The sequence below is a fragment of the Pseudomonas sp. PD9R genome (assembly GCF_019200975.1).
GTDB lineage: Bacteria > Pseudomonadota > Gammaproteobacteria > Pseudomonadales > Pseudomonadaceae > Aquipseudomonas.
This window is the reverse complement of record NZ_JAHTMR010000003.1, coordinates 358,281-383,150: the sequence shown is the minus strand read 5'-3', so window position 1 is coordinate 383,150 and position 24,870 is coordinate 358,281. Positions and strand designations below refer to the sequence as shown.

Genomic DNA, 24,870 nt, shown 5'->3' with positions numbered 1-24,870 from the left:
GCCCCTCACACGCCGGTACGGCTGACGTTTATATATTGCTGGCATCGATAAATTTTATCGCTGCCAAGGTAATTATCGCCTCTTAACACCTAAGTTAGTCTGACTCCGCGCCATTCCTCAACACCACGTTTCATGGAGTCAGTATGACAATCAGCATTTACGGAGACACCGGTTCCGGCAGTTTCCGCCGGGTTTTGACCGCAGCAAAACACATGGGTATTGAGTTCGAACATATTCCGGTGGATCTCTTGGAAGGCGAAAGCCAAGCCCCGGAGTTTTTGACAATTAATCCTGCGGGTCGTGTGCCGGTACTGGTGGAGGGCGATACCGTCATCTCGGAAGCCTCGGCTATCAATCTTTACCTGGCCGAGAAGTTCGACTCACCGCTCCTGCCGAAGGGTGACGCGCGTTACGAAACAATCAAATGGATGTTCTGGGCGGCCGAACACTGGCGCGTTTTTTCGTCCTACCTGTTCAATGAACGCATTGGCAAACGCGTGATGGGCGTGAAAGAGGACCCGACCATGGTCGAGTTCATCTTCAATAACATCCGTGCCAACGCCGCCGTGCTCGACAAGCATCTTGAAGACAAAAAATTCATCGTTGGCAACCAGGTAACGCTGGCTGACTTCGATATCGCAGCGCCCTTCTCACAAATGGCGAGAACCAAACTGCCCTACGCTGAGTTCCCCAACATCATGGCCTGGCAACAGCGCCTGCTGGATGAGGTGCCCGCCTGGAAAGAAACCAAGCAGTTGCTCGACCACCGTATGGACAGCGCATTTTCCGCGTTTGGCATCACCTTCTGATCTGTTGACCGGGCGCTCAAACATGAGCGCCCGTTTCAATACTTCGTTCAAACTTCACTGCGCGCCGTTGATTGCCAACAGCACCTTTCCGCCTTTTTGGGTATGAATAATCGCTTCTTTGAACGACGCCAACGGATAGACCGCAGACACAGGCACCTTGAGCTTTCCGGCAGAAACCAGCCCAATCACTTCACGCAGTATTTCCGGCACTTTCACCCGGAACGCTGGTTTGTTCTGATAAAAATTGTGCAGGGTGATGCTCTTTCTCATCAGCGGCCGGTAATCGCCAGGGGCGGACATATCACCGCTCATTTGTGCGTAATTAACCAGCGAACCACCCGACGATAACGCGCTGACCAACCGGGCAGTCGCCACCCCGCTGATTCCGTCCAGCGCCAATCGCACAACACCGTCGCCAACCAACGCCTGGACGCCCTCGGTCGCATTGTTTTCGTCGACCAATACAATGTCGCCACCCGCCGCCTCGACTTCTGCGACCTGTTCCTGGCGTCGCACAAAGTTGACCGTGCGAAACCCCCGTCCCTTCGCGATGGCGATCACCGCTCTGCCCACTCCCGAGTTCGCGCAGTTCTGCACCACCCAATCACCCGGTTTCAATTCTGTAAATTCGCTCAGTAAAAGTGCTGCCGTCGGCGGATTGATACGCAGCATCGCGAGCTGCTGAATATCCACGTCAGTAGGCAGCGCGACGAGATCCGCTGCAGGAATGACCATGCGTTCTCGCCAGGTGAAACTGTAAAGCGGTGGTGTTACGCGATCCCCGATCTGGACGTTTTCAACGCCCGTACCGACGCTTAAGACGATGCCCACGGCTTCATTGCCGACGAGACTTGGTAATGGTGGATGGACCGGAAAATTGCCGCCGAACAACAGCAAATCATTGTGGTTGACCGGCGCAAATTCGACGCCAATCAATACCTCGCCCGGCCCCGGCGGATGCGGCTCCGCAACATCAACCAATTCAAGACCTTCAAGGGGGTCGCCGTATGCGTTGATCTGAATGGCTTTCATGCTGGAGTACCTGCAACGTAGGGTTTAATTGTCCATGCCGGGCATCTATCATAGTGATCACCCTCAATAGACGCCACCCCCATTGAGAGCGATCACAATAAATGGATGAGTGTAGTTCAGGAGTAATGACATGAAGGTGTCAAAAGAGCAAAACGCCTACAACCGTGATGCGCTCGTCGCTGCGGCTTCCAGTCTGTTCCAGAAACAGGGCTTCGCCGCTACTGGCGTTGCGCAAATCAGTGAGGAAGCCGGGCTTACACAAGGCGGTTTTTACGGACATTTCAAATCCAAGAACTTGTTAGTCGAAGCGGCTTGCCGGCAATCACTAGCTAAAGGTCACGACTCATGGCGAGCCATGTTGGGTTCTGCGGGCAATGATCTGGAAACCCTGATCGATGCTTATGTTTCGTCCGCGCATGTCGAGGCCATCGCTGAAGGCTGTCCGATGGCCGCGTACACCTGTGAAATAAAAAGTCAGGACGACGCCATCAAGGACACCTTTACCCACGGCTTCGAGAATATGGTCGGCCTACTCCAGGAAGTGCTCGCCGCTGACTCTGTAGATGAAGCAGCTCGTCGCAACGCCCTATTTTTCATGTGCAGCATGATTGGCAGCGTCGCCATGGCCAGGGCGACCAGAGCTACAGATCCGCAACTTGCAGATGAGATCATTGCGGCAACCAGGGAAAACCTGAAAACGGTCGCCAACTCGCCATGCTCCTAAGCCTCGGGTAGATCCGACTTAGTCAGATGGCACACAGCGGTTCAGCTGAAAGCACTGAGCAAATGCTGGTTGATCTCGGCCGACAGCATGCACGTCGTGCTGATTTATTCCGCCTATCGATAGGTTTTATCGCGGCATAGGTAATTATCGCCCGTGCCTCTCCCGGTTAATTTGGCTCAAGACTCATCAACGAATGTCTTCAGCCATTACGGGATTCAGCATGCAAAAAATATTGACCGGAAAAGTCGCCCTGGTAACCGGCGGGTCACGCGGTTTAGGCGCAGCGACCGCTAAGGCCTTGGCCGAGCAAGGTGCCGACGTTGCCATCAGTTACGTGTTTGCCGAAGCGCAGGCACGCGACGTGATCGAGTGCATAACCGCTCAAGGCGTGCGGGGCGAAGCATTTCAAGCGGACCAGGCCGACGCCCACGCCGCGCAATCCCTCATTGATCGGGTCATGGCCAAATTCGGCCGTGTCGATATCCTCATCAACAACGCCTCCATCGATCAGTTCGGCAGAGTCGACGATCCTGCCCGCGACGCCGTAGCGTTCGAGCGCTTCTGGGCCGTTACGCTTTCGGGCTTCATGGCCACCGTACGGGCAGCATCCAAAGCGCTTAGCGACCATGGCCGGATCGTCATGATCGGCTCTAACCTCGGCAACCGCCCGGGCATGTCAGGTATCGCGGATCTGGCGGCGATGCGCGCAGCCATCGATGGCTATTCCCGAGGCGTCGCCCGAGACCTTGCCGAGCGCAACATCACCGTCAATGTCGTGCACGCCGGGTTCATGAAAACCGACCTCAACGTGCATCTGCGGGACGCTCTGGCGCCCTTGGTCGAGCGCTTGTGCTTCCCAAGATTCGGTCGACTGGAAGAAGTCGTCGCACCGATCCTCTTTCTCGCCAGCCCTGCCGCGTCTTACATCACCGGCACCATCATCGATGCCGACGGCGGCTACAACGTCTAGTCGCCGACGCACGCCGATGACCCGGCTGAAATTTTTGGGGAATGCAGCATGAAAAAACTCGAAGGAAAAATTGCACTCGTCACCGGTGCCACTTCAGGGATTGGTTTGGCGACAGCACGCTTGCTGGTTGAACAAGGCGCGTACGTGTTCATTACTGGACGTCGTCAAGACAATTTGGATGAAGCGGTGCGTTTGATTGGCCGGAATGTGACGGGTGTCCAGGGTGACATCGGTAACCTTGGAGACCTGAATCGGCTGTTCAACGTGATAACTGAAGAGAAAGGTCGTCTGGATATGGTGTTTGCCAATGCGGCTGTGCAAGCCAGCGCGCCGCTGGGTGCAATAGAGATCGAGCAATACAACCGTATCTTTGATGTGAACGTGCGCGGCACCTTGTTTACAGTTCAAGGCGCCTTGCCACTGGTGTCGGATGGCGCTTCGATACTGCTAATGGCGTCCGTTGCTGCGTCAAAGGGAAACCCGGCGAGAAGCATTTACGGTGCGTCCAAGGCGGCGATTCGATCATTTGCACGATCATGGGCAAATGATCTCAAGTCTCGCGCCATTCGTGTCAACGCGATCAGTCCCGGTCCCACTGATACAGCCGCGTTCAACTCGCCGGGAGTACCCGCCGAGCAGATCGCTCATATCAAGAACCGGATGGCGTCGACCATTCCCCTGGGGCGACTTGCCCGATCTGAAGAAATCGCCAAGGCAGCGCTTTTTCTGCTATCGGACGACAGCAGTTTCATCACGGGCTCAGAAATGTTCGTGGATGGGGGATTTGCCCAGCTCTAATACTCTGCAAACCAATCTGCTTTTCCCATGAGGCGAAAAGTGTTCACCTGAAATGAAAGCGCCGCTCGATGAGCGTAATGCTGTTCACTTAAGAGATAGGGCGAGCAGTAAATAACCTGTGGCGAGGGAGCTTGCTCCCGCTGGGGCGCGAAGTGGCCCCTTATCCCTGAAAAGAATAGGACTGCTGCGCAGTCCAGCGGGAGCAAGCTCCCTCGCCACAGGTGCAACGTCCGCCCTTAGTGGACAGCATTCCGCTCGATAAGCGGCGGCTTTGGGTTGATTTCCGTCCGTCAAGACAAGCCGCTATCGTCCACGAGCTGACGTTTGGTCTGTGCGCATCAAGCTGTATGTCACTACGCTCAAGGACATCATCTGTCAGATTTATCTGCCGTGATCAAAACTCTCGGCGATAGCTAGGCTCGCCGGCGATTCTTGCGCAGTCATTTCGGGCACTACAGGCAAGGAATTTCTCGTTCACGAGGAACGCCTTTACTGCCGACCGGCACCGCCGGAGGAGTCGATTTGAAATCCTTCCCACTCAGACCTGGTGCCTCTCTGGACCTGTTTCTTCAAGCGTGTCTGCCACGCCGAGACGCAGTACCGCCATCCTTAACGGATAAAGCCGTCATTCCGGACATTCCCAACGCTCGCTACAGACTGGATCACGACCCGACTCCTTTCTTTGAGGATGCAGTTCAGTCCAACAAGCGTGAGAGCCAAAGGCTTGCCGAGGTTGGAATACCGAACGATTTCCTGCCGCTGGCACATATGCTGGCAGTTTCCGGCGGTGGCGATGCAGGTGCATTTGCAGCGGGACTGATTACTGGATGGACCCGATATGGGAACCGCCCCCTGTTCAAGGTCGTCACAGGCATCAGCGCAGGTGCCTTGGTCGCCCCGTTCGCTTACCTGGGGTCTGAATACGATGGCGTAATCCGGTTTGTCTCCAATGAAATTGGTCCAAAAGACATTTTTCATTCGCGAAATGTACTAACCCGTTTCGCCAGCGACGGTATAGCGGACAGCAAGCCACTGTCGCGGCTCATTGCAAAATACATCACGGTGGAGATTCTTGCGGCTGTCGCGCTGGAGTACGCCAAAGGGCGAATTCTGCTGATCGGCACAACTGACCTTGATTCAGGGCGGCCAGTCACCTGGAACATGGGGGCCATTGCCTCCAGCCAGGCACCGGGAGCGCTCGACCTCTTCAGAAACATCATGCTCGCCTCAATGAGTATTCCCGGCGCAGTTTCACCCGTCATGATCGATGTGGAGGTGGACGGCAAACAGTTTCAGGAAATGCATGTGGACGGTGGCGTAATCACTCAAGTGTTTCTTTACCCACCCAGCACCATAATGGCTTTGAGCAAATCGACCGGAGCGCCGTTACGACGCGACCGTCATTTCTACGTTATTCGAAACGGATCACTTGAGCCGCAGTGGTCCGGGACGAAGCGCCGTACATTGAGCATCGGCGGCCGAGCCATCAGTGCATTGATTCAAACTCAGGGGATCAGCGACCTGGAGCGAATCTATCGTATGGCGCAGCAGGATGGAGCGGACTTCAATCTTGCGTACATTGGCTCCGACTTTGACTTTGCCCATGATCGGAAATTCGATGGCGAATATATGAAGCGCCTGTTCGATTACGCCTTCCAACTCAGCGCAAAGGGTTATCCGTGGCATAAATCGCCGCACACGGGTAGCACTAAACCATGAAAAAGCCGCTGTATGATTGAGGCAATCTGGCGCGTCGATCGGTTGAGCCTATGGTCTCGAGCCGCCCTCCATGACAGTCCACAGTCGGCCAAATGCGGTCGTTCAGCGCGCAGGAAATCAGGGGTAATTCAATGTTTGTTTCTCTAGATGGGCCCAAGGGCACTGGTAAAACCACACTGTTGGAGGCAGTTACGAAAGCACTAAGGGCAGACAACAAAAAGGTGATCCGACTTTGCGAGAAAAAAAGCGATCCCTATAGGGGTGAAACAATGGCCCTCGTTAACAAGTTCGTCAGAAATCCCACCCGGGATTTGGAGTTGGGGGTTTGTGAGCGATTTGCTGATAGCCGTGCGTGGATTTCCCAGCACGTGCTGGCTAAACAGCCACCAGGCAGCATCATCCTGATTGATCGATGGTACCCGTCTGATGCCGCGTTTCGCCGGGTTATCCCGTTTGCAGAAATTCTACAGTTAAACATTGATCGAAACGTGCGAGTGCCAGACCTGCATGTCGGGGTTGTCACCGCCCCCGATATTTCATGGGCAAGGGCAGCGGCACGACGGCGTGGGCTGAGCAGTACTGTGATCCACAGGCTGGAAGAACAGGTCGCTTGTACCAAGGCGTTCGAGCGAGCGGTTGCAGATCACGGCTGGGTTTTATGCCGTAATGAAGGAACGATCGAAGACGCAACGAAGCAGGTAGTTTCCGAGATCTATAGAGCGCTTTGATGCCCCTGGGCGATGTTTGAATCGGACTTGGTTTCTTGGGCACCAGCGTAGGTTTTGTGGTTACAACGACATCAACCAGCAATCACAACATACTCTTGCCGGGTAGTTATCCGACGCCATGACAAAGTGCTCTCCCCTTTTACATCGAGTGCTGACCGTCTGCTTTGGGTCGTCTTCTGCGCCCGCTGACAGGCAGCTTTTCGGCGAAAACCAGTCGCTCAACGCCTCCACGAGAGCGGGTGTAAAAAAGGGACCGATCTATTTTCTTCGAAAATAAATCGGTCCCTTTATCTAGAATAGCCGTCTTCACATCGCAGCGCTCAACCGCGAATAAACGCCAACAAATCCGCATTTATCTGATCCGCGTTGGTTGTCGGCATTCCATGAGGAAAGCCCGGGTACGTCTTGAGCGTGGGATGCTTCAAGAGTTTGGCCGAAAGCGGCGCAGAGTCTGCAAACGGCACGATCTGGTCGTCCTCGCCATGCATGACCAGCGTCGGCACCTGAATCGCCTTCAAATCTTCGGTGAAATCGGTCTCGGAAAACGCCTTGATGCAGTCGTAATGAGCTTTTGCACCGCCCATCATGCCTTGACGCCACCAGTTGTCGATGACGCCTTGCGAGACCTTGGCCCCGGGCCGATTAAAACCGTAGAACGGCCCTGCCGGCACGTCCACGTAAAACTGCGCGCGGCTGGCGACCAATGCCGAGCGGAACCCGTCGAACACTTCAAGGGGTAACCCGCCGGGATTCTTTTCCGATTTGACCATGATGGGCGGGACCGCGCTGATCAGCACGGCCTTGGCAACGCGCCCCGGTTTGGCTCGCGCGGCGTAGCGTGCGACTTCACCACCACCGGTCGAATGGCCGACATGGATCGCATCCTTGAGGTCGAGCGCATCGGTCAGCTCAATGACGTCAGCGGTATAAGTGTCCATTTCGTTGCCTTCACACGTCTGGGTCGAGCGCCCGTGCCCTCGGCGGTCGTGCGCGATAACCCGATAACCTTTGAGCAGAAAGAACATCATCTGGTTGTCCCAGTCGTCTGCGCTCAATGGCCAGCCGTGGTGAAACACGATGGACGTCGCGTCTTTCGGACCCCAATCCTTGTAGAAAATCTCGGTGCCATCTTTGGTCGTAATTGCGTTCAAGGCGGGTTCCCCTCGTACTTGAAATTGTGTGGGGTTGCAGGATGCTCATCAGCGCCTGCGTCAACTCGCAAAAGCTGGAAGGCGTTACCGACAAACGTGCAAAAGCCAGCGGGCCCGCGGTCGTGATCCGCGGGTTACGAGCAGGCTTCGTCAGTGTAGAAGACGCGCAGGAACCAACACTTTGAAACGATAGATGGAGGTTGCCAGTTACGAACCCGCCATTAATGACAGGCAACTGTCGGCCCTGTTCTTTCTACGAACCTTCATTCGACCACACACACGATAGGCCAGGAATCAGTCGTTTTCTTCCCTTCGCGACAGGCCGCAATCGGCCAGGAGCAGTCGCCTACATACGTTTTCTACGCAATGCAGAAATTTTTCCTAAAAATAATGCAAACGCGATATCACAATGGCATCATCCGCCAGCGCACGGAAGTCTGGCGCCAATAAAACGATTAAACGGAGCTACGCTAATGGAAAGCAATGAAAGCGGGTCGACCAACGGAGAGGGTCAGGTTAATGGATTTGCGGTTAGCCAGTCAGTGTTATGGTGGGGAATTGCCGCAGTAGTTCTTGCCATTTTGATGTGTACATTCAATAACTCTGCTTATGTTTTAAGAGCAGGTTTTTTCGCTAAGTTTTTTGCCGTGATTTTAGGTTCGATATTTGGATTAGGCGGCGCCCTTATCGGTGATGCTCTACGTAGGTTTGCTCAGCCTACGAGTGTATACACCTCCGGTGGCTTTTTTCATCTCATCTGGATCAAAGTGTTCTGGGTTTGTGGTCCGCAGGTGATTGGCTTGGGGATAGGCGTAGCTTTGGGATGTTCCCTAGTCCTCAAGTGAAGCGGAGTAAAAAGAAAGTGCATCCAAGAATTTTATTTACCTTTTTCACTGTTTTGTTTCTCGCTGGTTGTTCGGACCCAAACAAAGAAGCCAGAGGGCAATTTTTAGCCGGATGTGTTCAAAGCGGTGTTTCGAAATCGATTTGCTCATGCGCTTTCGAAAAACTTGAGGAAAAATACACGCCGGATCAGATGAAAAAGCTAAACGACCCGATGGTTGCTCCCCCGGAAAGCTTCATGAGAGACGTGATGAATTCAGGTGCGGCTTGTCGTAACGAGTGATTGATGGGGCCCGAGTGCCCCCTTGATCATACTTTTCATGAAGTCACATTGTAAGATTGGTGCTCCTTATTGAAGTCCTCTTGGCAGGGTCTTCAGAGGTGTCCGCTTTGGGCCCAGGTTGTGTGAAAACGTTTTAGAGCACGTTCGGCCGTCAGCATCAGAACGAAAATCGCGTTCCTAGGTAAATATCAGGTCTGCTGACCATCCAAACGCCGGGAGATTTTACGCAGCAACGCAGACTGCAAAACGATTCGTGCGTTTTCACACAGCCTCGGTCAGTTGCCGTCCTTCGCGACAGGCAAAAAAACGGCTAAAACCGGACGTTGGACACCCTATTAAAGATGGCGATGATTTTTTTGCGGCAACCCGTCGCGTTTGAATGCGACATTAATGTCGCATAATCATAGCTATACACCAATTGAGAGCGCTGATGGTATTCGACAAAAGCAACTTCTACAAAACCATCGATGAGTTTATTACGCTACCAGACAAGATAACCATAGTTTCAGAGGAAAACTTTCGAAGTGTCTATGGGTCTACGCCTGCCAAAAAAGCTAAAAACATAGTATATGTATTGCGATGCGATAGAAATATCAGCCGCCTAAAGGGCGAGAGCAATATCTTATATATTGGCCAGACCAAGCACAATTTTAGCAAAAGATACTATCCACACGCTAAATTACATGCAACCTCCGAAGCCAACAAGCTGAAATTCGAACACATCATCAACCATTACGGGCCAATCAGTATTTCATTTAGTGACTTCTCCATCTTCGGAAAAACCCTTATACAGGCTGAAGGTCAGTTATTGTGGTGGTATTTTCAAAATCACTGCGAGTATCCACCCATAAACTATACAAAAACCACAGTCAGAAACAGTGTAATTTATGTGTAACCACTCGCTCACTGGGACGCGATGACGCGGTGTTGAGTTTGTTGCAATCCACAGCCGATTCTGCCTATCGCGAAGGACTACAATCGGCCGATTCTGTTGAAAAAGTAGATATCCTGCCTGGCCTGCTTGAGCTATGAAATAAAGTCTGTCGGGAATAAATGGAGTCTGTCGCAGGCTGCTGATTGCTTTGATCAGCGCCTGTTACAGACTTGAGGTATTCCAGTGATGGTCACGTGGGTGAGCGACCGCACGCTTTGGGCCTTTTCAAAGCTGAGGAGCTTGAAAGGTTGGGTCGCCTAATAGCTAGTGGAGATGGCGGTATTGAGATGGACATGGCTTCACCCAAGGGATCTGCCACCGGTCATTCAACCGCCCCGGTCGCTAGACTATTAGTCGTCCGGCTCTGCGTAGGCTTCTGCCAGAAGGGCCTGGGCGTGACCTTCTAGGAAGTCGAAAACCTCCTCTTGGATATAGCCGTTGTATTGCTTTCGCCGGCCCTTTGATACGACCCCATTCTGGTCTAAGCACTGCATTATCAGCTTGCTCAAGAGGCTGCCGCGCACGTCGTAGTTGTCATTAACCACCTTGAGCAACGTGTCGTATCGTTGCAGATACTCGGTTTCTTCCCTCAGTTCAATTTCCAATGCCCGCTTGGCCATTTCCAGCGTGAAGGCCACACATTCAGTCGCATCCCAGTAGCGATAGAGGCTTGGGTCGCCGGTGAAGTTAAGCGACATGTTGTCGGCATCGATCCAACGAACGTCCCAGAATTGCCGGGCAGGTTTCGAGAAGCTCTGCAGAGCTTCAAGGTAGCGTTGCTCCTCTCGCTTCATGGCCACGGAGACAGGGAGTAACAAACCGTTCTCCAGCGCACCGCTGCAGCACAATGCCTGGTGTATCAAGAAGCGCGACAGTCGGCCATTCCCATCCATGAAGGGATGCAAGAGAACGAACCCGAATGAGGCAATGCCGGCGGCCACCAGCGGGTCAAGCTCCAACGGTGCACGGTTTGCGAAGGCCATGAGTTCGAACATCAGATCCCGGCAAAGGTCTGGAGGTGGGGGAATATAGGTGACCCCAGCCGCTCCTCGAAAGGAGTTGGTCAGGTGGTTTTGTTCATGCCGGAAGGCCACCGCCCATTCAAGCGGTTGGGAAATTGCATTGTTTTGCAGAGAGACCAAGTACTCTTCGGTAAGCGCCTGGCGGTCATGTGCCTGGCGCAGCAACTGAACGAAACGCTCTGACTTCTGCTGGCTTGGTGCTTCCTTTTCAATCGCAAATGAGGAATCTGTCTCGCTGAGGTACGCCCAGTTGATGGCGCGATCCATCATTTCCTTAGGCAAGGAAGCAATGAACTCTTTCGAACGCCCTAGAATGTCGTATTCAAGCAGGGCTTGGACCTCAGGAGTGCGCTCTACCGTCGCGCAATATTGGAGCGTCCCCAGCCCATTGAAGTCCACGCGCCAGCGGTTGTTTCGCACCGATGGGCCAGTGATGTACCGCTCTGGATCAAAAAGGAGGACGCCGGGGCCCCGAGGCTTGTCCGTGTAGTCCAGTAAAGCGCCGGAGTAGACTTCCCAGAGGAAGCAGACTTTGCGCAGATAGCCACTGCTGGGAGATTGGGTTATGGCCTCGACAAGGAATTGACCTTCAATGCGAGGCAGAGCCTGCGCCAAAATAGAGAGATTGACGCCCTCATGTTTGAGCGCAAAGATGATGTGGGCGAGAAAATCCCCAGCCTCCGGTGCAACCGCCTGCGGCACTGCAAGCGCGCCGTTGATCCGCTCAATGCGGGTGACGGGTTGAACGAGTGCAGGCTTCTTAACCCCGATAGCCTTCAGCCCCATCGCATTGATCAAATGGGCGTAACCCACTAGATTTCCCATTTTTTCCCCTGTCGTTGGCTAGATTTTTTTAACCGAGCCAAGATTTTCTTAAAATACGCGCCGAACACTCAGAAAATATTAACCGAAAATGGCCGCGTAACCACTATCTTGGGCTTTCTGCTTATCGGCACGCCGGGAATCTGTGCAGTCGTCATCGTGTGTTGTTCTGTCGGCTGTATTCGGCCCCGAGCTATCAGCGTGGCAGCCTGAAGGTAGGCTCATCAGCGAAACGAGGGCCGGGGTCGTGTTTTGTTTCGCGTCCTTTCAGGCCCAATTCTCGCCTGCTCGGCTGAGCAACTTGCACAAGGTTGATGTGCACAACATAAGTGTCGGAGCATTGGAAAACTATTCTTAACCAATAGCTTGGCATGTCCAGGACAGACTTTATTTCTGATTAGCCCGCTGACTAGTCCCTGAAATTGCTGAGCACAATCCGACAGACTTTATTCCGTAGGATCACTGCGGCAAAATCAGGTCATCGGCCAGCGGGGAGATTCGCAGTAAGATGGGACAATTGTCGAGTGGGCAAGAGAGACTGTTTTACTCGTTCAACATTGAAGATCACATCCCAGCCAATCACCTCCTGCGCAACATTGATCGATGCCTCGATCTAAGCGATCTACGCCATTATCTCGCCGACTTTTATAGCCCAATCGGGCGTCCTTCGATTGATCCTGAACTGATGATTCGCCTGCTGATCGTGGGCTACTGCTACGGCATTCGCTCCCAACGCAGGTTGTGCGAAGAGGCTCATTTGAACCTGGCATATCGCTGGTTCTGTCGGTTGAGCCTCGAAGACGAAGTCCCCAATCACTCTACGTTTTCCAAGAATCGGCACGGTCGTTTTCGCGACAGCTTGTTTCGCTGGCTGTTCAACGAAGTGCTGCGTCGCTGCATGGACGCAGGTCTGGTCAAGGGCGAAGGTTTTGCTGTGGACGCCAGCATCATCAAGGCGGACGCCAGTCGGCAACGTGGCGTACCCGGAAATGAAGAGATCAATTGGAGCGATCCGTCGCTTAGTACTCGCGCCGTCCGTGAGTACCTTGAAGCGCTGGATGAAGAAGCTTTGGCCGAAGCACTGCCCAAGCGCCTGTCGCTGACTGATCCGCTTTCTCGTTGGACCGCAGCGCCAGGAGGCCCGGCGTTCTTCGCTTACTCGACGAACTACCTGATTGATGTCGAGCATGGCGTGATCATGGATGTGGAACCGACGCCAGCTCATCGAACCGCCGAGGTCGAGAGCACCAAGACCATGATTGAGCGGGTCGAAGAGCACTTCGAAATCAAGCCGGATCGACTCATCGGCGATACCGCTTATGGAACCGCACCGATGTTGGCCTGGATGGTCGACGAAAAAGACATCGAGCCGCATGTGCCGGTTTGGGACAAAACCGAGCGTAAGAACGAGAGCCTCTCGATCAGTGATTTTCAATGGGATGAAGAAGTGCAGGAATATCGTTGCCCCACGGGGCACGCCCTGCGTAGCGAGTGGCGGGCCTTCAAGAACCAGCGCTCACATATCACGAAAGCCGACACCATCATCTTTCGATCCCGGCAAACAGACTGCTCTAAATGCTCGATGAGAGAGCGCTTCTGTCCAAACACCTCGTTCCGAAAAATCGCCCGTAGCGTCCATGAGGCGGCACGCAATGTTGCTCGGCGAATTGCCGCAACACCGCAATACGAGTGCTCTCGCCATGAGCGCAAAAAGGTCGAAATGTTGTTCGCTCACCTCAAACGAATCCTGAAGCTGGATCGATTAAGGCTACGAGGAATGACCGGTGCAAACGACGAATTTACCTTGGCCGCTGCGGTACAGAATTTAAGAAGACTGGCAAAACTGACCTCACAAGGGCCGCCGGCCACGGGATAGGTACGCCCGGAATCAGCAAAAACCCTCAAATTAACCCACTGACCAAGCTGCAAAGATCAACGCAGAACCCAAAAACCACCCAGCTTGGTGAATAGATTCTGAAGTGACGGCCAACCTTAATGTCTTCCAGTCTGAAATTTCGACTTTTTCAACAGAATCGGCCAGAAGCAGACATCCGCTCAAGCACTCCGCCCTGAGAATGCGCCCTGTAGAAAACACTATCTTCCTCTTGGCGCAGTTACAACTCACATGCCAGCAATTATTCCCTGGGCCTACGACCAGTCGCTAGCGTCGCCTCTGAATTGGTTTCGTGGCTGTTCCTATACGCTGCAAAATACTGACTTAACTGGCGCCCAAACCGGATACAGGGTTTTTCAATTAGGTACCAGGAAATACTGGCCAACGCAAAGGTAGCAGCGATCGTCACAGCCTGATTTTCATGAATGCTGAAACTCGGGAATTCGGCGGCTATAACCTTTTGTATTGGCCATCCGAAGACATAAATACCATACGAGAAGTCGCCCGGAAGGCGTAATGCCTTGATTGGCTCGGTGGTCATCAGCCAAAGCGCAGTAATCAAAAATGCCGGATAAAACACTAACTGGAACGCCGACCCATGCCGAAATATCCAGGCGAAGAGGATCAAACCGAAAACGACACGGATATTGATACTTGCCTGGTCCTTGTAAAGCGCAAGGAGAGCACCAAAGACAAAAAAGGCTGGGAGGCGACCACCGATATCTATGTTCATCAGACCAACCAGTTTAATTTCTTCTGGAAAGAACATTGAAGTTACAAGTATTGCAATGAGAACCACCGTCGCGAAGAGCCTGTGACGGAATACCCCGCAGAGCCCTGCTGCCAGCAGCATGGCATACATAATAAGTTCATATCGGATCGTCCAAATAGATCCATTGGTCAGCGGGAAGTTGGTATGTTCAAACACACCCGGCAATGAATATTGGACATAGGGGTGCCGAAATATTTCTGTGAAAATGGAACTGTCAGAAAAATAACTATTCAGCGGCAGTGTGGTGAGCATCGGTCCGAGCAGTAAGATGCAAACGGCCGCGCTAACGAAGATGGCTGGGAACACCCGAAAAAACCGCGCCAGTATAAAATCAAGTGGTGAACTATTGTTTATCCAGCTATTCGTTACAAGAATGCCGCTTAAGAAAAAGAAGAATTCAACGGCCAGCGATCCTGAATAGTCAAATCCAAGCAAACGCCCGATAGGCTCTGTCGTCGCGGATCCGGGAACAAGAGCGTAAGCATGCCCCCAGATGACCGCACATGCAGCGACGAGGCGCAGCAAATCCGCATTGTTATTGTCCCTGAGCAGAGCGTGATTCAGTTTCATTGAATGGCTCTCGGAATGTATGCGCGATGGCAGGACCCGATAACCATTCTGGCAATTTTGCCAGTTGTGGTAGATGTGTCCGATAGGCCTGAGTGTAGACGGCGCATCAACGCGACTACTGAACATGAAAAAAAGTCATGTTACTTGCGCATTACCAGCCCCACCGTCACACGCGCACATGACGTCCGGACGACCAGCGTCATACTCGTCGAGGATCAGCGCCATGGGCCGGCAGTGCCCAGGGCGGGGTGCCGGAATTCACGAGGCCGGTATGTGCTGCGGGCAAGTTGAGCGCTTAGTTAACCATCACCTCGTCCAGTGCCTGCTCGAGCGTGCTGACCGTGCGCTCAATATTGTGCAGCTTTTCGAGTCCGAACAGACCGATGCGGAAGGTCTGGAAGTCGGCCGGCTCGTCGCATTGCAATGGCACTCCGGCGGCGATCTGTAGGCCGTGGCTGGCAAATTTCTTACCGTTCTTGATGTCAGCGTCATCGGTGTAGCTCACCACTACGCCAGGGGCCTGAAACCCGACTGCGGCCACGCTTTTGATGCCTTTGCCGGTCAACATTGCGCGCACAAGGTCGCCCAGCGCCTGTTGTTCGTCGCGGACCTTTTCGAAACCGTAGGCTTGCGTCTCTTTCATCACTTCGTTAAACCGCGCGAGGGAATCGCTGGGCATGGTCGCATGGTAGGCATGCCCGCCCTGTTCGTAGGCCTGCATGATCTGAAGCCACTTTTTCAGGTCGCAGGCGAAGCTGCTGCTCTGCGTCTGTTCGATGCGCTCGAGGGCCAAAGAGCTGAGCATCACCAGGGCGCAGCAAGGGGAAGCGCTCCAGCCTTTCTGCGGTGCGCTGATCAGCAGGTCGACTGAGCATTTCTGCATATCAACCCAAAGCGTGCCTGAGGCGATGCAGTCCAGCACGAACAGGCCACCCACCGCGTGCACGGCGTCGCCGACGGCCCGCAGGTACTCGTCGGGCAGGATAATCCCTGATGAGGTTTCAACGTGGGGGGCGAAGACAATCTGCGGCTTCTGCGCCTGAATGGCTGCCAGCACTTCGTCCAGAGGGGGTGGAGCGTAGGCCGCCTGGCGACCCGCTTCGACCGGTCGGGCTTTCAACACCGTAGTGGCCGACGGGATGTTGCCCATCTCAAGGATCTGGCTCCAGCGATAACTGAACCAGCCGTTGCGTATCACCAGGCATTGCTGGTCGGTGGCAAACTGTCGCGCCACCGCCTCCATGCCAAATGTACCGCTGCCCGGAACCACCGCAACAGCCTGGGCGTTGTAGACCTGTTTCAGGGTCGTGGAAATATTCTTCATCACGCCTTGAAATGACTGCGACATGTGGTTGAGCGAGCGGTCGGTGTAGACCACTGAGTATTCGACCAATCCCTCGGGATCGATACTGGGATATAGCTTCGACATGGGGTAACTCCTTTGGCAGAGATGTCAGTGGTATCGACCCTGCCCTAAGCCTTGGCAAATGACAAGATTGCTCGGGATTGAATTGCGAGCTGTCCATGGCAGATACATTGCATCCTGCTTGCAAGTTCCCCCCATCAGCGCACCGCCCCTTTGTGGTGGGTATTTGACTTGATGCCTCTTTCATCTTGTCCCCTTCAGGGGACATCGCTTTGCAATTCTGGCTTTAGAGTTGGCCTCACTTCCGAACCCTGATCGGGCCAACAATCAAAAAAACCGGAGACGCATCGCGATGCACACACCGCTCGCCGAGCCACGCCGTTCTATCTATTTCGATTACCAGGTTTTTCCTGCTCATACAGCCAGCGTGGGTGCAAGCCAGGTTGAGCGTCGACCAGTGGTCATTGTCGGCGCCGGCCCTATCGGCCTGACCGCCGCACTGGATCTGGCTCGCTACGGCATTCCGTCGATCGTGCTTGAGTCCGAACGGCAAGTCAGCGAAGGCAGCCGCGCCATCGTCTTCACTCGCCGCTCGCTGGAGATTCTTCAGCAGATCGGTGTTGCTGAGCGTGTGACCGAAGCCGGTTTGGGTTGGCGTTTCGGCAACTCTTTCTATCGCAACCAGCGGGTCTTTCGCATGGAAGCGCCCCACGACCCGGATGATCGCTACCCGCCGATGACCAACTTGCAGCAGCCGCGTCTGGAGCAATTTCTGGTCGACGCCTGCCAGGCCAATCCGCTGACCGAGATACGTTGGGGCAACAAGGTCGAAAAACTGACCCAGGCCGACGAGTACGCGACCCTGGAAATCGATACCCCGGCCGGCAGTTACTTGCTGGAGGCCAATTGGGTGGTGGCGGCCGATGGCGCGCGCTCTGCGATTCGCAGCCTGCTCGGTTTGAAGCTCGAAGGCGCTGCCTACGAAGGTCGCTTCGTGATCGCCGATATAAAAATCGACCTCGATTTGCCAACCGAACGACTGGCCTACTTCGACCCGCACTGGAACCCTGGAAACACGGTGCTGATGCACCGCGAACCCGGAAATATCTGGCGAATCGACTATCAGTTGCCGCGCGATGAAACACCGGCCCAGGCTTTGTCGCCGGAGTCCCTGCGTGAGCGAATCAATGCGCAACTGGCCATCGTCGGCGTGGAAAATCCACAGTGGGAACTGGATTGGTGTTCAGTCTATTCGGCAAGGGCATTGACCCTGCCGGACTATATCCATGACCGGGTGATTTTCACCGGTGATGCGGCGCACCTGCTGCCGATTTTTGGCGTGCGCGGCGCTAATACCGGGTTCCAGGATTGCCATGATCTGGGCTGGAAGCTGGCCCTGACCATCAAGGGACTGGCCCGCCCTCGCCTGCTTCAGTCCTACAGTTCAGAGCGCGTAAGTGCCGCCCGCGAGATCATCGCCGAAGCGGGCAAAAGCACGCGCTTCATGACCCCGCCAACGCCGGGGCATTGCCTGGTGCGCGACGCCGTACTGTCACTGTCGCTGACCCAGGCCTTCGTCCGCCCGCTCTACCATTGGCGCACTTCCCGCCCGCACGACTACGTCGACTCGCCTCTCAACTGCAAGGACGACGACAACCTCGGTTTTGAGAACGGTCCGCGCCAAGGGGCTCCGCTTTTGAATGTGAAACTGGGCGATGAGCAGTTCCTCTTCGACAAGCTCGGCGCATCGTTCTGTCTTCTGTACTTCACCGACGATGCTGAAATACCGATGGAGATTCAGACCGTCATCCGGACCTTGCGCGAACAGGGTGTGCCATTGCAGATCATCGCTATCGCAGGCCAACAGCAAACCGACGTCAGCGGTGCCGATGAATGTATTGATGATCGAAATGCCCACCTGCACGACAAATATGGCGCGATGCCTGGCACGGCTTATCTGGCACGCCCGGACCAACACGTCTGCGCGCGCTGGCAGCAACTCAGCGGATCGGCGTTACACAAGTCCATCGAAACAGCCTTGGGCAATGAGTGAGGACAAGACCATGACCCCGAAAAAACTGACCATTACCGACCTGGAAAATGTTTACGACCAACTCGCCGACGCCATCGACCAGGCACCGGAAAGCCAACGTGAAAAATTCCTGGTGAAACTGGCGCTGCTCAGCGCCGAAGCGCTTGGCGATACCGAGCAATTCAACCAATTAACCCGCGCGGCATTGCTCGACCTGTAGCGCTCAGCGGGCCTGTCGCAACAGGCCGCCAACGTCCCTATAACAATAAAACAGGAAGTCCCCGATGACTCCGACCCACGCCACCCGTGCAGCCATCACGGCGGCCGCGCACGCTCGCGACCGCTATCAAAGTGTCTGCAATAAAGTCTCCAGACGACTGATCATTTTCTTGTTTGCCTGCTTCGTGCTGTCGTTCCTGGATCGCATCAATATCGGCTTTGCCGGCCTGACCATGATGGAAGATCTTGGCCTCACTGGAACACAGTTTGGTTTGGCCTCAACCGTTTTCTATATCGCCTACATCGCCTGTGGCATTCCCAGCAACATCGCCCTGGCCAAGATCGGTGCCCGGCGCTGGATCGGCAGCCTGATGATTGCCTGGGGTGTAGCCTCCACCTGCACACTGTTCGCCACGGACGCCCATTCCCTGTACTTGCTGCGCATGCTGGTGGGGATTACCGAAGCCGGCTTTCTGCCCGGCGTGTTGCTTTACCTGACCTTCTGGTTCCCTGCTGCCTACCGTGCTCGGGCCAACGCCCTGTTCATGATCGCGATGCCCTTCACCGCCGGTTTCAGCTCGGCCCTGTCAGGGGTTATTTTGGGTTTGGATGGCGTGTGGGGCCTGAAAGGCTGGCAATGGCTGTTTCTGCTCGAGGGCCTGCCTTCGGTATTGATGGGGTTCGTTGTTTTTTATTATCTGGATGACCGCCCCCAGCATGCCAAATGGCTGGATAAAGAGGAACTGGCGCTGCTGGAGCAAGCCCTTGATACCGACCACGACAAGGCCAATGCAACCGCTGCCACGCCGCCTCGCAGCGTGTTGAACGAACTGTTGTCGCCACGTATTGCGCTGTTCTGCCTGGTGTACTTTTGCCTGGTGAACACCTTGGCAATGATCGCGGTCTGGACCCCGTTGATTGTGAAAAGCTTCAACAGCGCTGGCAGTAACGCGCAAATCGGTTTGCTGGCGGCCATCCCGCAAATCTGCACCATTGTGCTGATGATCGTCTGGGGCTTGCACTCGGATCGCACTCGCGAACGTCGCTGGCACCTGGTGCTCCCGATGCTGTTGGCGGCGTTCGGCTGGATACTCACCGGGGTGTCCACTGACGCAGCGCTGCAGCTGGTCGGTGTTTGCATGGCTGCCAGTGGTTCTTACAGCGCCATGTCGATATTCTGGACCACGCCGGACCAAGCCTTGAGTTGGCGTGCTCGTGCGATAGGCATTGCCGTGATCAATGCGGTGGGCAATATCGGCTCGGCGCTTAACCCGTTGGTCATCGGCTGGCTGAAAGACCTGACCCACAGCTTCGGCTCAGGTTTTGCCTATGCGTCGATCCTGATGATCATCGGCGCCCTGCTGGCGTTGCGCCTGCCACTGGCAGCACGCCCCCCCGGCGCGGCGTAATCACTTACCGGAGTTCGTCATGCAGTACTGGACGTTGCGACCTGGCAACAGCGACCACAGCCTCAATCTGATTCACGTCGCCAACCTGCTGGCGAGGGTTGACCAAAACCGCAGCAGGTTTCTCGCCGCCGACTTGCTTCAGGTGATTGGCCCCAGTGTGCCGTTGGCGCAGTGCACGATCTTCGCCTACCCGCAACGCCGCAACCCGCAGGTTTTCTCCTTCGCGGACCGGGCCCGGGAAGTGTCGTTGCCGGTGATATCCAGCAAATACGTCCAGCGCTTCTTTGGCCAGGATGGCAACCAGCAGGTCATGAACAACCCTGGGGTGAACGCAAGCACCATCGTGCAGCGCCAGTCCATCGACGACATTACCCACACCGAGTATCGGCGGATCTGCTACGAGCAACCGCAGATCACCGAGCGAGTCGCCTTGCTGACCCACTGTGAAAGCAATCGCTGGCTATCGATAAACTTCTATCGCGGCCATGAGCACGGACATTTTTCCCAACGGGAAATGGGCTACCTGGAAACCATCGCCCCGTTGCTGATTCAGGTGGTGCGCCTGCATTACCAGGCTTACCTGCAAGCCAACGAACTGCCACTGCTGCTGACGGAGCGGCTGATAAGACAACAGCACGTTGAGTTGACCCTGCGTGAACAGGAACTGTTGCGCCTGATGATGACCGGCCTCGAAGTTGAAGTGATTGCCGAGCAACTGGGCGTAAAGCCCCTCAGCGCTGCGACTTACGTCAAACGCCTATACCGCAAGCTGGGGGTCAGTGGTCTGCGAGAGTTATTCGGGCTTGCTACGCAAGCACAGTGGGCCTGACCTGCAACGTCCATCGAGGTCATAGGCACAACAAAATCAGTGTGCATGACCGACATGCCCGAGAGCACCTGCCAATTTCATGTAGTAGTGCAATACCGCTGGAATAATCCCGGCCGCGCCGTTTGTGGGGGCGGTGACCATGCGCCCGCCGGCCGCGTTTTCTTCGTTGACCGCCAAGGCAAACAGGTTCACCCACTCCATGGCGCTCAAGGTCGATCCGATGACATTGGGTTTGCCGATTTCCAGCAGGCTGCGGTGCAGGCGCGCCGCGCGACGCTGCACATTCAGCCCGCCGGGCAGGACGCCTTCGTGCTTGAGTCCGGCGTCCACACAGGTACGCATCGCCCGCCAGATCTGCGCCAGACCCTGGCGGATCTCCTCTTCGCTTCGCCATACTCGCTCGTTCGCTAGCATCAGCTGGGAAATTCGTAGCCCATGAGTCTTGCACTGGCTCAACATTTGCGCAGCCGTGCTGAAATCGTAAGGCAGTTCGCTCTGATCTTGATCAAGCTGACCACTGGCAGCTTGCTGTTGATCTACAACGAAGCCACCACCGATGGAATAGTAAGTTTCGCACAGCAGCAGTTGATCCTCGGCGTACGCGCTCAAGGTCATGGCATTGGGATGATAGGGAAGATTTTCATCCAGCAGACGCATGTCTCGTTGCCAGACAAACGGCACTCGGAACTCGCCGGCCAACAGCAGGCATTGCGTCTCATGCAAGTCCAGCAAGCGCGGCTCAATCAACAGCGGGTCGACTTTATCCGGCCACTCCCCCATTAACCCCATGATCACTGCTTTATCGGTGCCATGCCCAATGCCCGTGGCCGCCAGCGAACCGAACAATCGCACCTCGATACGCTGCACCTGCGCCAGCATTTGCAGTTCGCGCAACGCTTCGACAAACATAGCCCCTGCACGCATCGGGCCGACAGTATGGGAACTGGAGGGGCCGACTCCAATCTTGAACAAATCAAAAACACTGATAGCCATCGTCGATCTCCGCGCCGCTTCATAGGTGTGAGGAATTCACCCGATTGTCGGTGCCTGGGATCATCAAGGCGTGTCAGAGATCGCCCCCTAAGTGTCCGCCACTACCGATGGCGAACTGGAGTCAGTAAGGCGCAATGTGCCAAGGTCGTTTGGCTTCGATGTATGGATTGGCCCGCGTCAAGGCTCTTTCGGCTCTTGCGCAGGCGCTGAAAACCATTTTTCCCTCGGCACCCACTTCTCTTCCCGAGGATCACCAAAGTAGTGCGGCGACATGATTTGTACGCCGTACTCGTTGAACACATCCTGGATATTGGCGTGCAACATGCTGAGCAACACTGCCCGTGGACGCGGCAAGCTGGGGATGGCTTGTGCCACCAGGCGGTATTCCGGGTAGAAGTCTGACAATGCAGTCTGGAACACTTGCGGTGCCGGGTCTTCGAGTATGCCGGCGGTACGTTTGGCGGCTTCCAGTAGCATGGCTTCGACCTGGCGCCATGGCGTGTCGTAGCCGATCGTCACCACGGTATCGACCACATAACCGGCGCCCTGCACGGTTCGGGAATAGTTCTTGGTAACCGTGTTGGTGATCATCGAATTGGGCAGCGTCAGCACCTCGCCCAGACCTGTGCGGATGCGCGTGGTGAACATTCCCAGCTCAGTCACCGTGCCTTCGTATTCGCCAATGCGCACGAACTCACCCGGCCGCAGGGTTCGCGTGTACGTCAGGATCAAACCCGACGCCGCCTGACCGACCACGCTGGTGGCCCCCAGCGAAATCATCAGGCCGATCAACACCGACAAGCCCTTGAACGCATCGGTGCCCGCGCCCGGCAGGTAGGGATAAGCCATGGCCAGTGCGAACAGCCAGATGGCCAGGGAGGTCAGGCGCGTGGTCGGTTGCAGGGTTTCCTGATTCAGCCAGTTGAATGCACCGGGACTGGCCAGACGCCGCAATATGCCTTTGCTGAAGGCGCTGGCACCCCGGGCAATGAAGAAAATCATCAGGGCTACGCCCAAACCTGGCACCGCGCCGACGATTCCTTGAAACAGATAACCGGCCACTTCCAGCAAGTAGTTGTTGAGGCTTTCACCCCACGGTCGGGTATAGGGGAAACGCGACAGGACAAAGCCCAGCCACTCGTACGTCAGCAGCAACACCACCAGCCAACGCAGCAACCACAGCACGCGGCTGGCCAGTGGATAGAGGAAATTGGCATCGATCAACTGGATGCGCCCTACCCTCAAGGCCTGTGTATGTCGACGCATCAACTCCGGGAGTTTCTTCAGCAATCGGCGTCGCAGGTAAACCATGCCCCACAGCAACGCGAGATAGATGGCGGTGGCCAGTGCCGCAGCGACCAACGCCCTGAGAATCAGCTTCAGGCTGCGTGCTTCCTGGGTTTCCGCGACCACCAGGCGCAGGTTGCCTGCCGCCTGTTCGGCCGTCTGCAACACCGAAGCGGTGCCAACACTGTCGACATCCTTGGGCGACACGATGAAGGCGCGTTTGGCCCCTATCAACACCAGGTAACTGTTCTGGATCGGGTCGAGCGTGACGTTCAGATTATCCGCGTCATCCAGTGCCTCCTGAATCACCACTTTGGCCCGTGTGACCCGAAACGCCGGCGCTTCACCGAGTAACGTGGCCCGGAACACCATGACACTGCGATTGGCGACCTTGAGCTCGACGGGAGCATCCGCGGCCTTGGGTGCGTCCTCGGCCCACAGGAACACTGAGCAAAATAAACAGAAAACGCCAACGACCGCTGTAATTGCCCTGCTGCGCATGCTTGGGTTCCTTTACATCACAGGTTTCAGGGCAATGGTTGAGGTTCTTCCTGCGGCCGATCCCGTACCCACTGCCAGAACAGTTGATAGCCGACCGCAAGCACCACAGGCCCAATGAATAAACCGAGGATGCCGCTGGTGACCATACCGCCCAGGGCACCGATCAGCACCACTGGCATCGGCACGTCGACACCGCGCCCCAGCAGCAAGGGCTTGAGTACGTTGTCCACCAGGCCCGCGATGAACACGTAGATGGCAAACACGATGGTCGCCGTACTAGCGCCCTCGGTGGCGAACACAAAGGCGATCACCGGCACCGTAATCAGCGTCACCGGCAACTGCATGATGCCCAGCAACAGCACGGCCAATGCCAGCAGTCCGGCGCCGGGCACACCTTTCAAGACAAAACCGAGGCCCACCAACAATGTTTGAATGAACGCAATGCCGACCACCCCAAGCGCCACCGCGCGGATGGTTGCGGTGCATAGCTCGGCAATTTTCGGACCTTTCTCCGGACCATTGAGTCGGGACGCGATCTGCACCGCGCTTTGGCTTCCCGCTTCACCGTGGGCCATGAAAATCCCGGCAATGATCAGCGCGAAGATAAAGGTGAGGAACCCCATGCCAACGCCGGCCAGTTTACTGAGCAGCTCCAGGCTGACGCCTTTGATTTGCGGAATGTACTTGGCGGTCAGGTCGGGAAGATCGGTAGCGGCCTGCTGCCAGAGCGCCGTCAGCGGCTTACCCACCACCGGCCAACCGGCAACAGATGGATCCGGCGGCGGAATATGCACGCCTTCGTTCTTGACCAGGGCCATGGCGCTCTCGACCGAGTCGGCAAACGAGGCGCCCAACAGGTAGACGGGGACCATCAGGATCACAATGGCCACCAGCACGATCAACGTCGCTGTATAACCTTCCTTTTTCCCCATCGGCCCCATGAGCTTTTGTTGCAGCGGGTAAAGGGTGATCGCGAGAATCAGCGACCACAGCATCAAGTCGCGAAACGGCTTGAAGATCTCAAAGCAGAACAGCACCAGAACCAGGATCAGTCCGGCGCGGATCAGTACATCGAGCAGGCCGCGGGACAACGCCTTTGCGGAAATGGACGTGGGCAGCATGAATGCTCCTTGCAGATCGATGCAAAGGTTCAGGATCAGTTA

19 protein-coding genes and 1 pseudogene are annotated in these 24,870 nt (G+C 55.4%); 12 read left to right on the top strand and 8 right to left on the bottom strand.

Annotated elements, in window-relative coordinates; translation table 11 throughout:
• The first annotated feature begins 143 nt into the window (after window positions 1–143).
• On the top strand, window positions 144–809 hold the full coding sequence (locus tag KUF73_RS09270) for a glutathione S-transferase family protein (RefSeq protein WP_218437735.1): 666 nt from the start codon (window positions 144–146) through the stop codon (window positions 807–809).
• 54 nt (window positions 810–863) lie between these two features.
• Here KUF73_RS09270 and KUF73_RS09265 read toward each other — a convergent pair whose 3' ends face one another.
• On the bottom strand, window positions 864–1,841 hold the full coding sequence (locus KUF73_RS09265; RefSeq protein ID WP_218437734.1) for a zinc-dependent alcohol dehydrogenase family protein: 978 nt from the start codon (window positions 1,839–1,841) through the stop codon (window positions 864–866).
• A 130-nt stretch (window positions 1,842–1,971) separates the two neighbouring features.
• On the opposite strand from KUF73_RS09265, the gene KUF73_RS09260 reads away from it, so the two are divergent.
• The 5 genes from KUF73_RS09260 to KUF73_RS09240 all read left to right on the top strand — a co-directional run bounded on the left by KUF73_RS09260 (window position 1,972) and on the right by KUF73_RS09240 (window position 6,780).
• Window positions 1,972–2,565 (top strand): TetR/AcrR family transcriptional regulator, encoded by a 594-nt coding sequence (locus KUF73_RS09260; protein ID WP_218437733.1) that lies wholly within the window; start codon window positions 1,972–1,974, stop codon window positions 2,563–2,565.
• A gap of 220 nt (window positions 2,566–2,785) precedes the next feature.
• On the top strand, window positions 2,786–3,535 hold the full coding sequence (locus KUF73_RS09255) for an SDR family NAD(P)-dependent oxidoreductase (protein WP_218437732.1): 750 nt from the start codon (window positions 2,786–2,788) through the stop codon (window positions 3,533–3,535).
• A gap of 48 nt (window positions 3,536–3,583) precedes the next feature.
• Window positions 3,584–4,333: an SDR family NAD(P)-dependent oxidoreductase gene (locus KUF73_RS09250; RefSeq protein WP_218437731.1), complete on the top strand. Its 750-nt coding sequence runs from the start codon at window positions 3,584–3,586 to the stop codon at window positions 4,331–4,333.
• A 522-nt stretch (window positions 4,334–4,855) separates the two neighbouring features.
• Complete coding sequence (locus KUF73_RS09245; RefSeq protein WP_218437730.1) at window positions 4,856–6,052, top strand: patatin-like phospholipase family protein; 1,197 nt, start codon at window positions 4,856–4,858, stop codon at window positions 6,050–6,052.
• A 131-nt stretch (window positions 6,053–6,183) separates the two neighbouring features.
• A complete protein-coding gene (locus KUF73_RS09240; RefSeq protein WP_218437729.1) occupies window positions 6,184–6,780 on the top strand; it encodes a dTMP kinase in 597 nt (198 codons plus the stop codon).
• A 320-nt stretch (window positions 6,781–7,100) separates the two neighbouring features.
• Here the strand turns inward: KUF73_RS09240 and KUF73_RS09235 are convergent, their stop codons facing one another.
• The gene (locus KUF73_RS09235; protein WP_218437728.1) at window positions 7,101–7,931 is read right to left on the bottom strand and encodes an alpha/beta fold hydrolase; all 831 of its coding nucleotides are present in this window, start codon (window positions 7,929–7,931) and stop codon (window positions 7,101–7,103) included.
• 473 nt (window positions 7,932–8,404) lie between these two features.
• Between KUF73_RS09235 and KUF73_RS09230 the strand changes: the two genes are divergently transcribed.
• Window positions 8,405–8,776, top strand: coding sequence for a hypothetical protein (locus KUF73_RS09230; RefSeq protein WP_218437727.1), 372 nt, complete (start codon window positions 8,405–8,407; stop codon window positions 8,774–8,776).
• A gap of 1,565 nt (window positions 8,777–10,341) precedes the next feature.
• Here KUF73_RS09230 and KUF73_RS09225 read toward each other — a convergent pair.
• Window positions 10,342–11,838, bottom strand: coding sequence for a Fic family protein (locus KUF73_RS09225; RefSeq protein ID WP_218437726.1), 1,497 nt, complete (start codon window positions 11,836–11,838; stop codon window positions 10,342–10,344).
• A gap of 505 nt (window positions 11,839–12,343) precedes the next feature.
• Between KUF73_RS09225 and KUF73_RS09220 the strand changes: the two genes are divergently transcribed.
• Window positions 12,344–13,711: a transposase gene (locus KUF73_RS09220; RefSeq protein ID WP_218437725.1), complete on the top strand. Its 1,368-nt coding sequence runs from the start codon at window positions 12,344–12,346 to the stop codon at window positions 13,709–13,711.
• 259 nt (window positions 13,712–13,970) lie between these two features.
• Here the strand turns inward: KUF73_RS09220 and KUF73_RS09215 are convergent, their stop codons facing one another.
• Window positions 13,971–15,071, bottom strand: a complete 1,101-nt coding sequence (locus KUF73_RS09215) for an acyltransferase (RefSeq protein ID WP_218437724.1) — start codon at window positions 15,069–15,071, stop codon at window positions 13,971–13,973.
• Between the two features lie 295 nt (window positions 15,072–15,366).
• Complete coding sequence (locus KUF73_RS09210) at window positions 15,367–16,500, bottom strand: aminotransferase class V-fold PLP-dependent enzyme (RefSeq protein ID WP_218437723.1); 1,134 nt, start codon at window positions 16,498–16,500, stop codon at window positions 15,367–15,369.
• A gap of 289 nt (window positions 16,501–16,789) precedes the next feature.
• Here KUF73_RS09210 and KUF73_RS09205 point away from each other — a divergent pair, with 289 nt between their 5' ends.
• From KUF73_RS09205 to KUF73_RS09190, 4 genes are all read left to right on the top strand, one after another.
• Window positions 16,790–18,490 carry an FAD-dependent monooxygenase gene (locus KUF73_RS09205; protein WP_218437722.1) on the top strand — a complete coding sequence of 567 codons (1,701 nt, stop codon included), beginning with the start codon at window positions 16,790–16,792 and terminating at the stop codon, window positions 18,488–18,490.
• Between the two features lie 10 nt (window positions 18,491–18,500).
• Window positions 18,501–18,689, top strand: coding sequence for a DUF2783 domain-containing protein (locus KUF73_RS09200; protein ID WP_218437721.1), 189 nt, complete (start codon window positions 18,501–18,503; stop codon window positions 18,687–18,689).
• Window positions 18,690–18,753: 64 nt separating this feature from the next.
• Window positions 18,754–20,097, top strand: a complete 1,344-nt coding sequence (locus KUF73_RS09195; RefSeq protein WP_218437720.1) for an MFS transporter — start codon at window positions 18,754–18,756, stop codon at window positions 20,095–20,097.
• A gap of 19 nt (window positions 20,098–20,116) precedes the next feature.
• On the top strand, window positions 20,117–20,926 hold the full coding sequence (locus KUF73_RS09190; protein WP_218437719.1) for a helix-turn-helix transcriptional regulator: 810 nt from the start codon (window positions 20,117–20,119) through the stop codon (window positions 20,924–20,926).
• A 75-nt stretch (window positions 20,927–21,001) separates the two neighbouring features.
• Here KUF73_RS09190 and KUF73_RS09185 read toward each other — a convergent pair.
• The 3 genes and pseudogenes from KUF73_RS09185 to KUF73_RS09175 all read right to left on the bottom strand — a co-directional run.
• Window positions 21,002–21,919 (bottom strand): annotated as a pseudogene (locus KUF73_RS09185) (L-serine ammonia-lyase); the annotation flags it as partial.
• 177 nt (window positions 21,920–22,096) lie between these two features.
• Window positions 22,097–23,707: a mechanosensitive ion channel family protein gene (locus KUF73_RS09180; RefSeq protein WP_218437718.1), complete on the bottom strand. Its 1,611-nt coding sequence runs from the start codon at window positions 23,705–23,707 to the stop codon at window positions 22,097–22,099.
• A gap of 26 nt (window positions 23,708–23,733) precedes the next feature.
• Complete coding sequence (locus KUF73_RS09175; protein ID WP_218437717.1) at window positions 23,734–24,828, bottom strand: AI-2E family transporter; 1,095 nt, start codon at window positions 24,826–24,828, stop codon at window positions 23,734–23,736.
• Window positions 24,829–24,870: the final 42 nt, after the last annotated feature.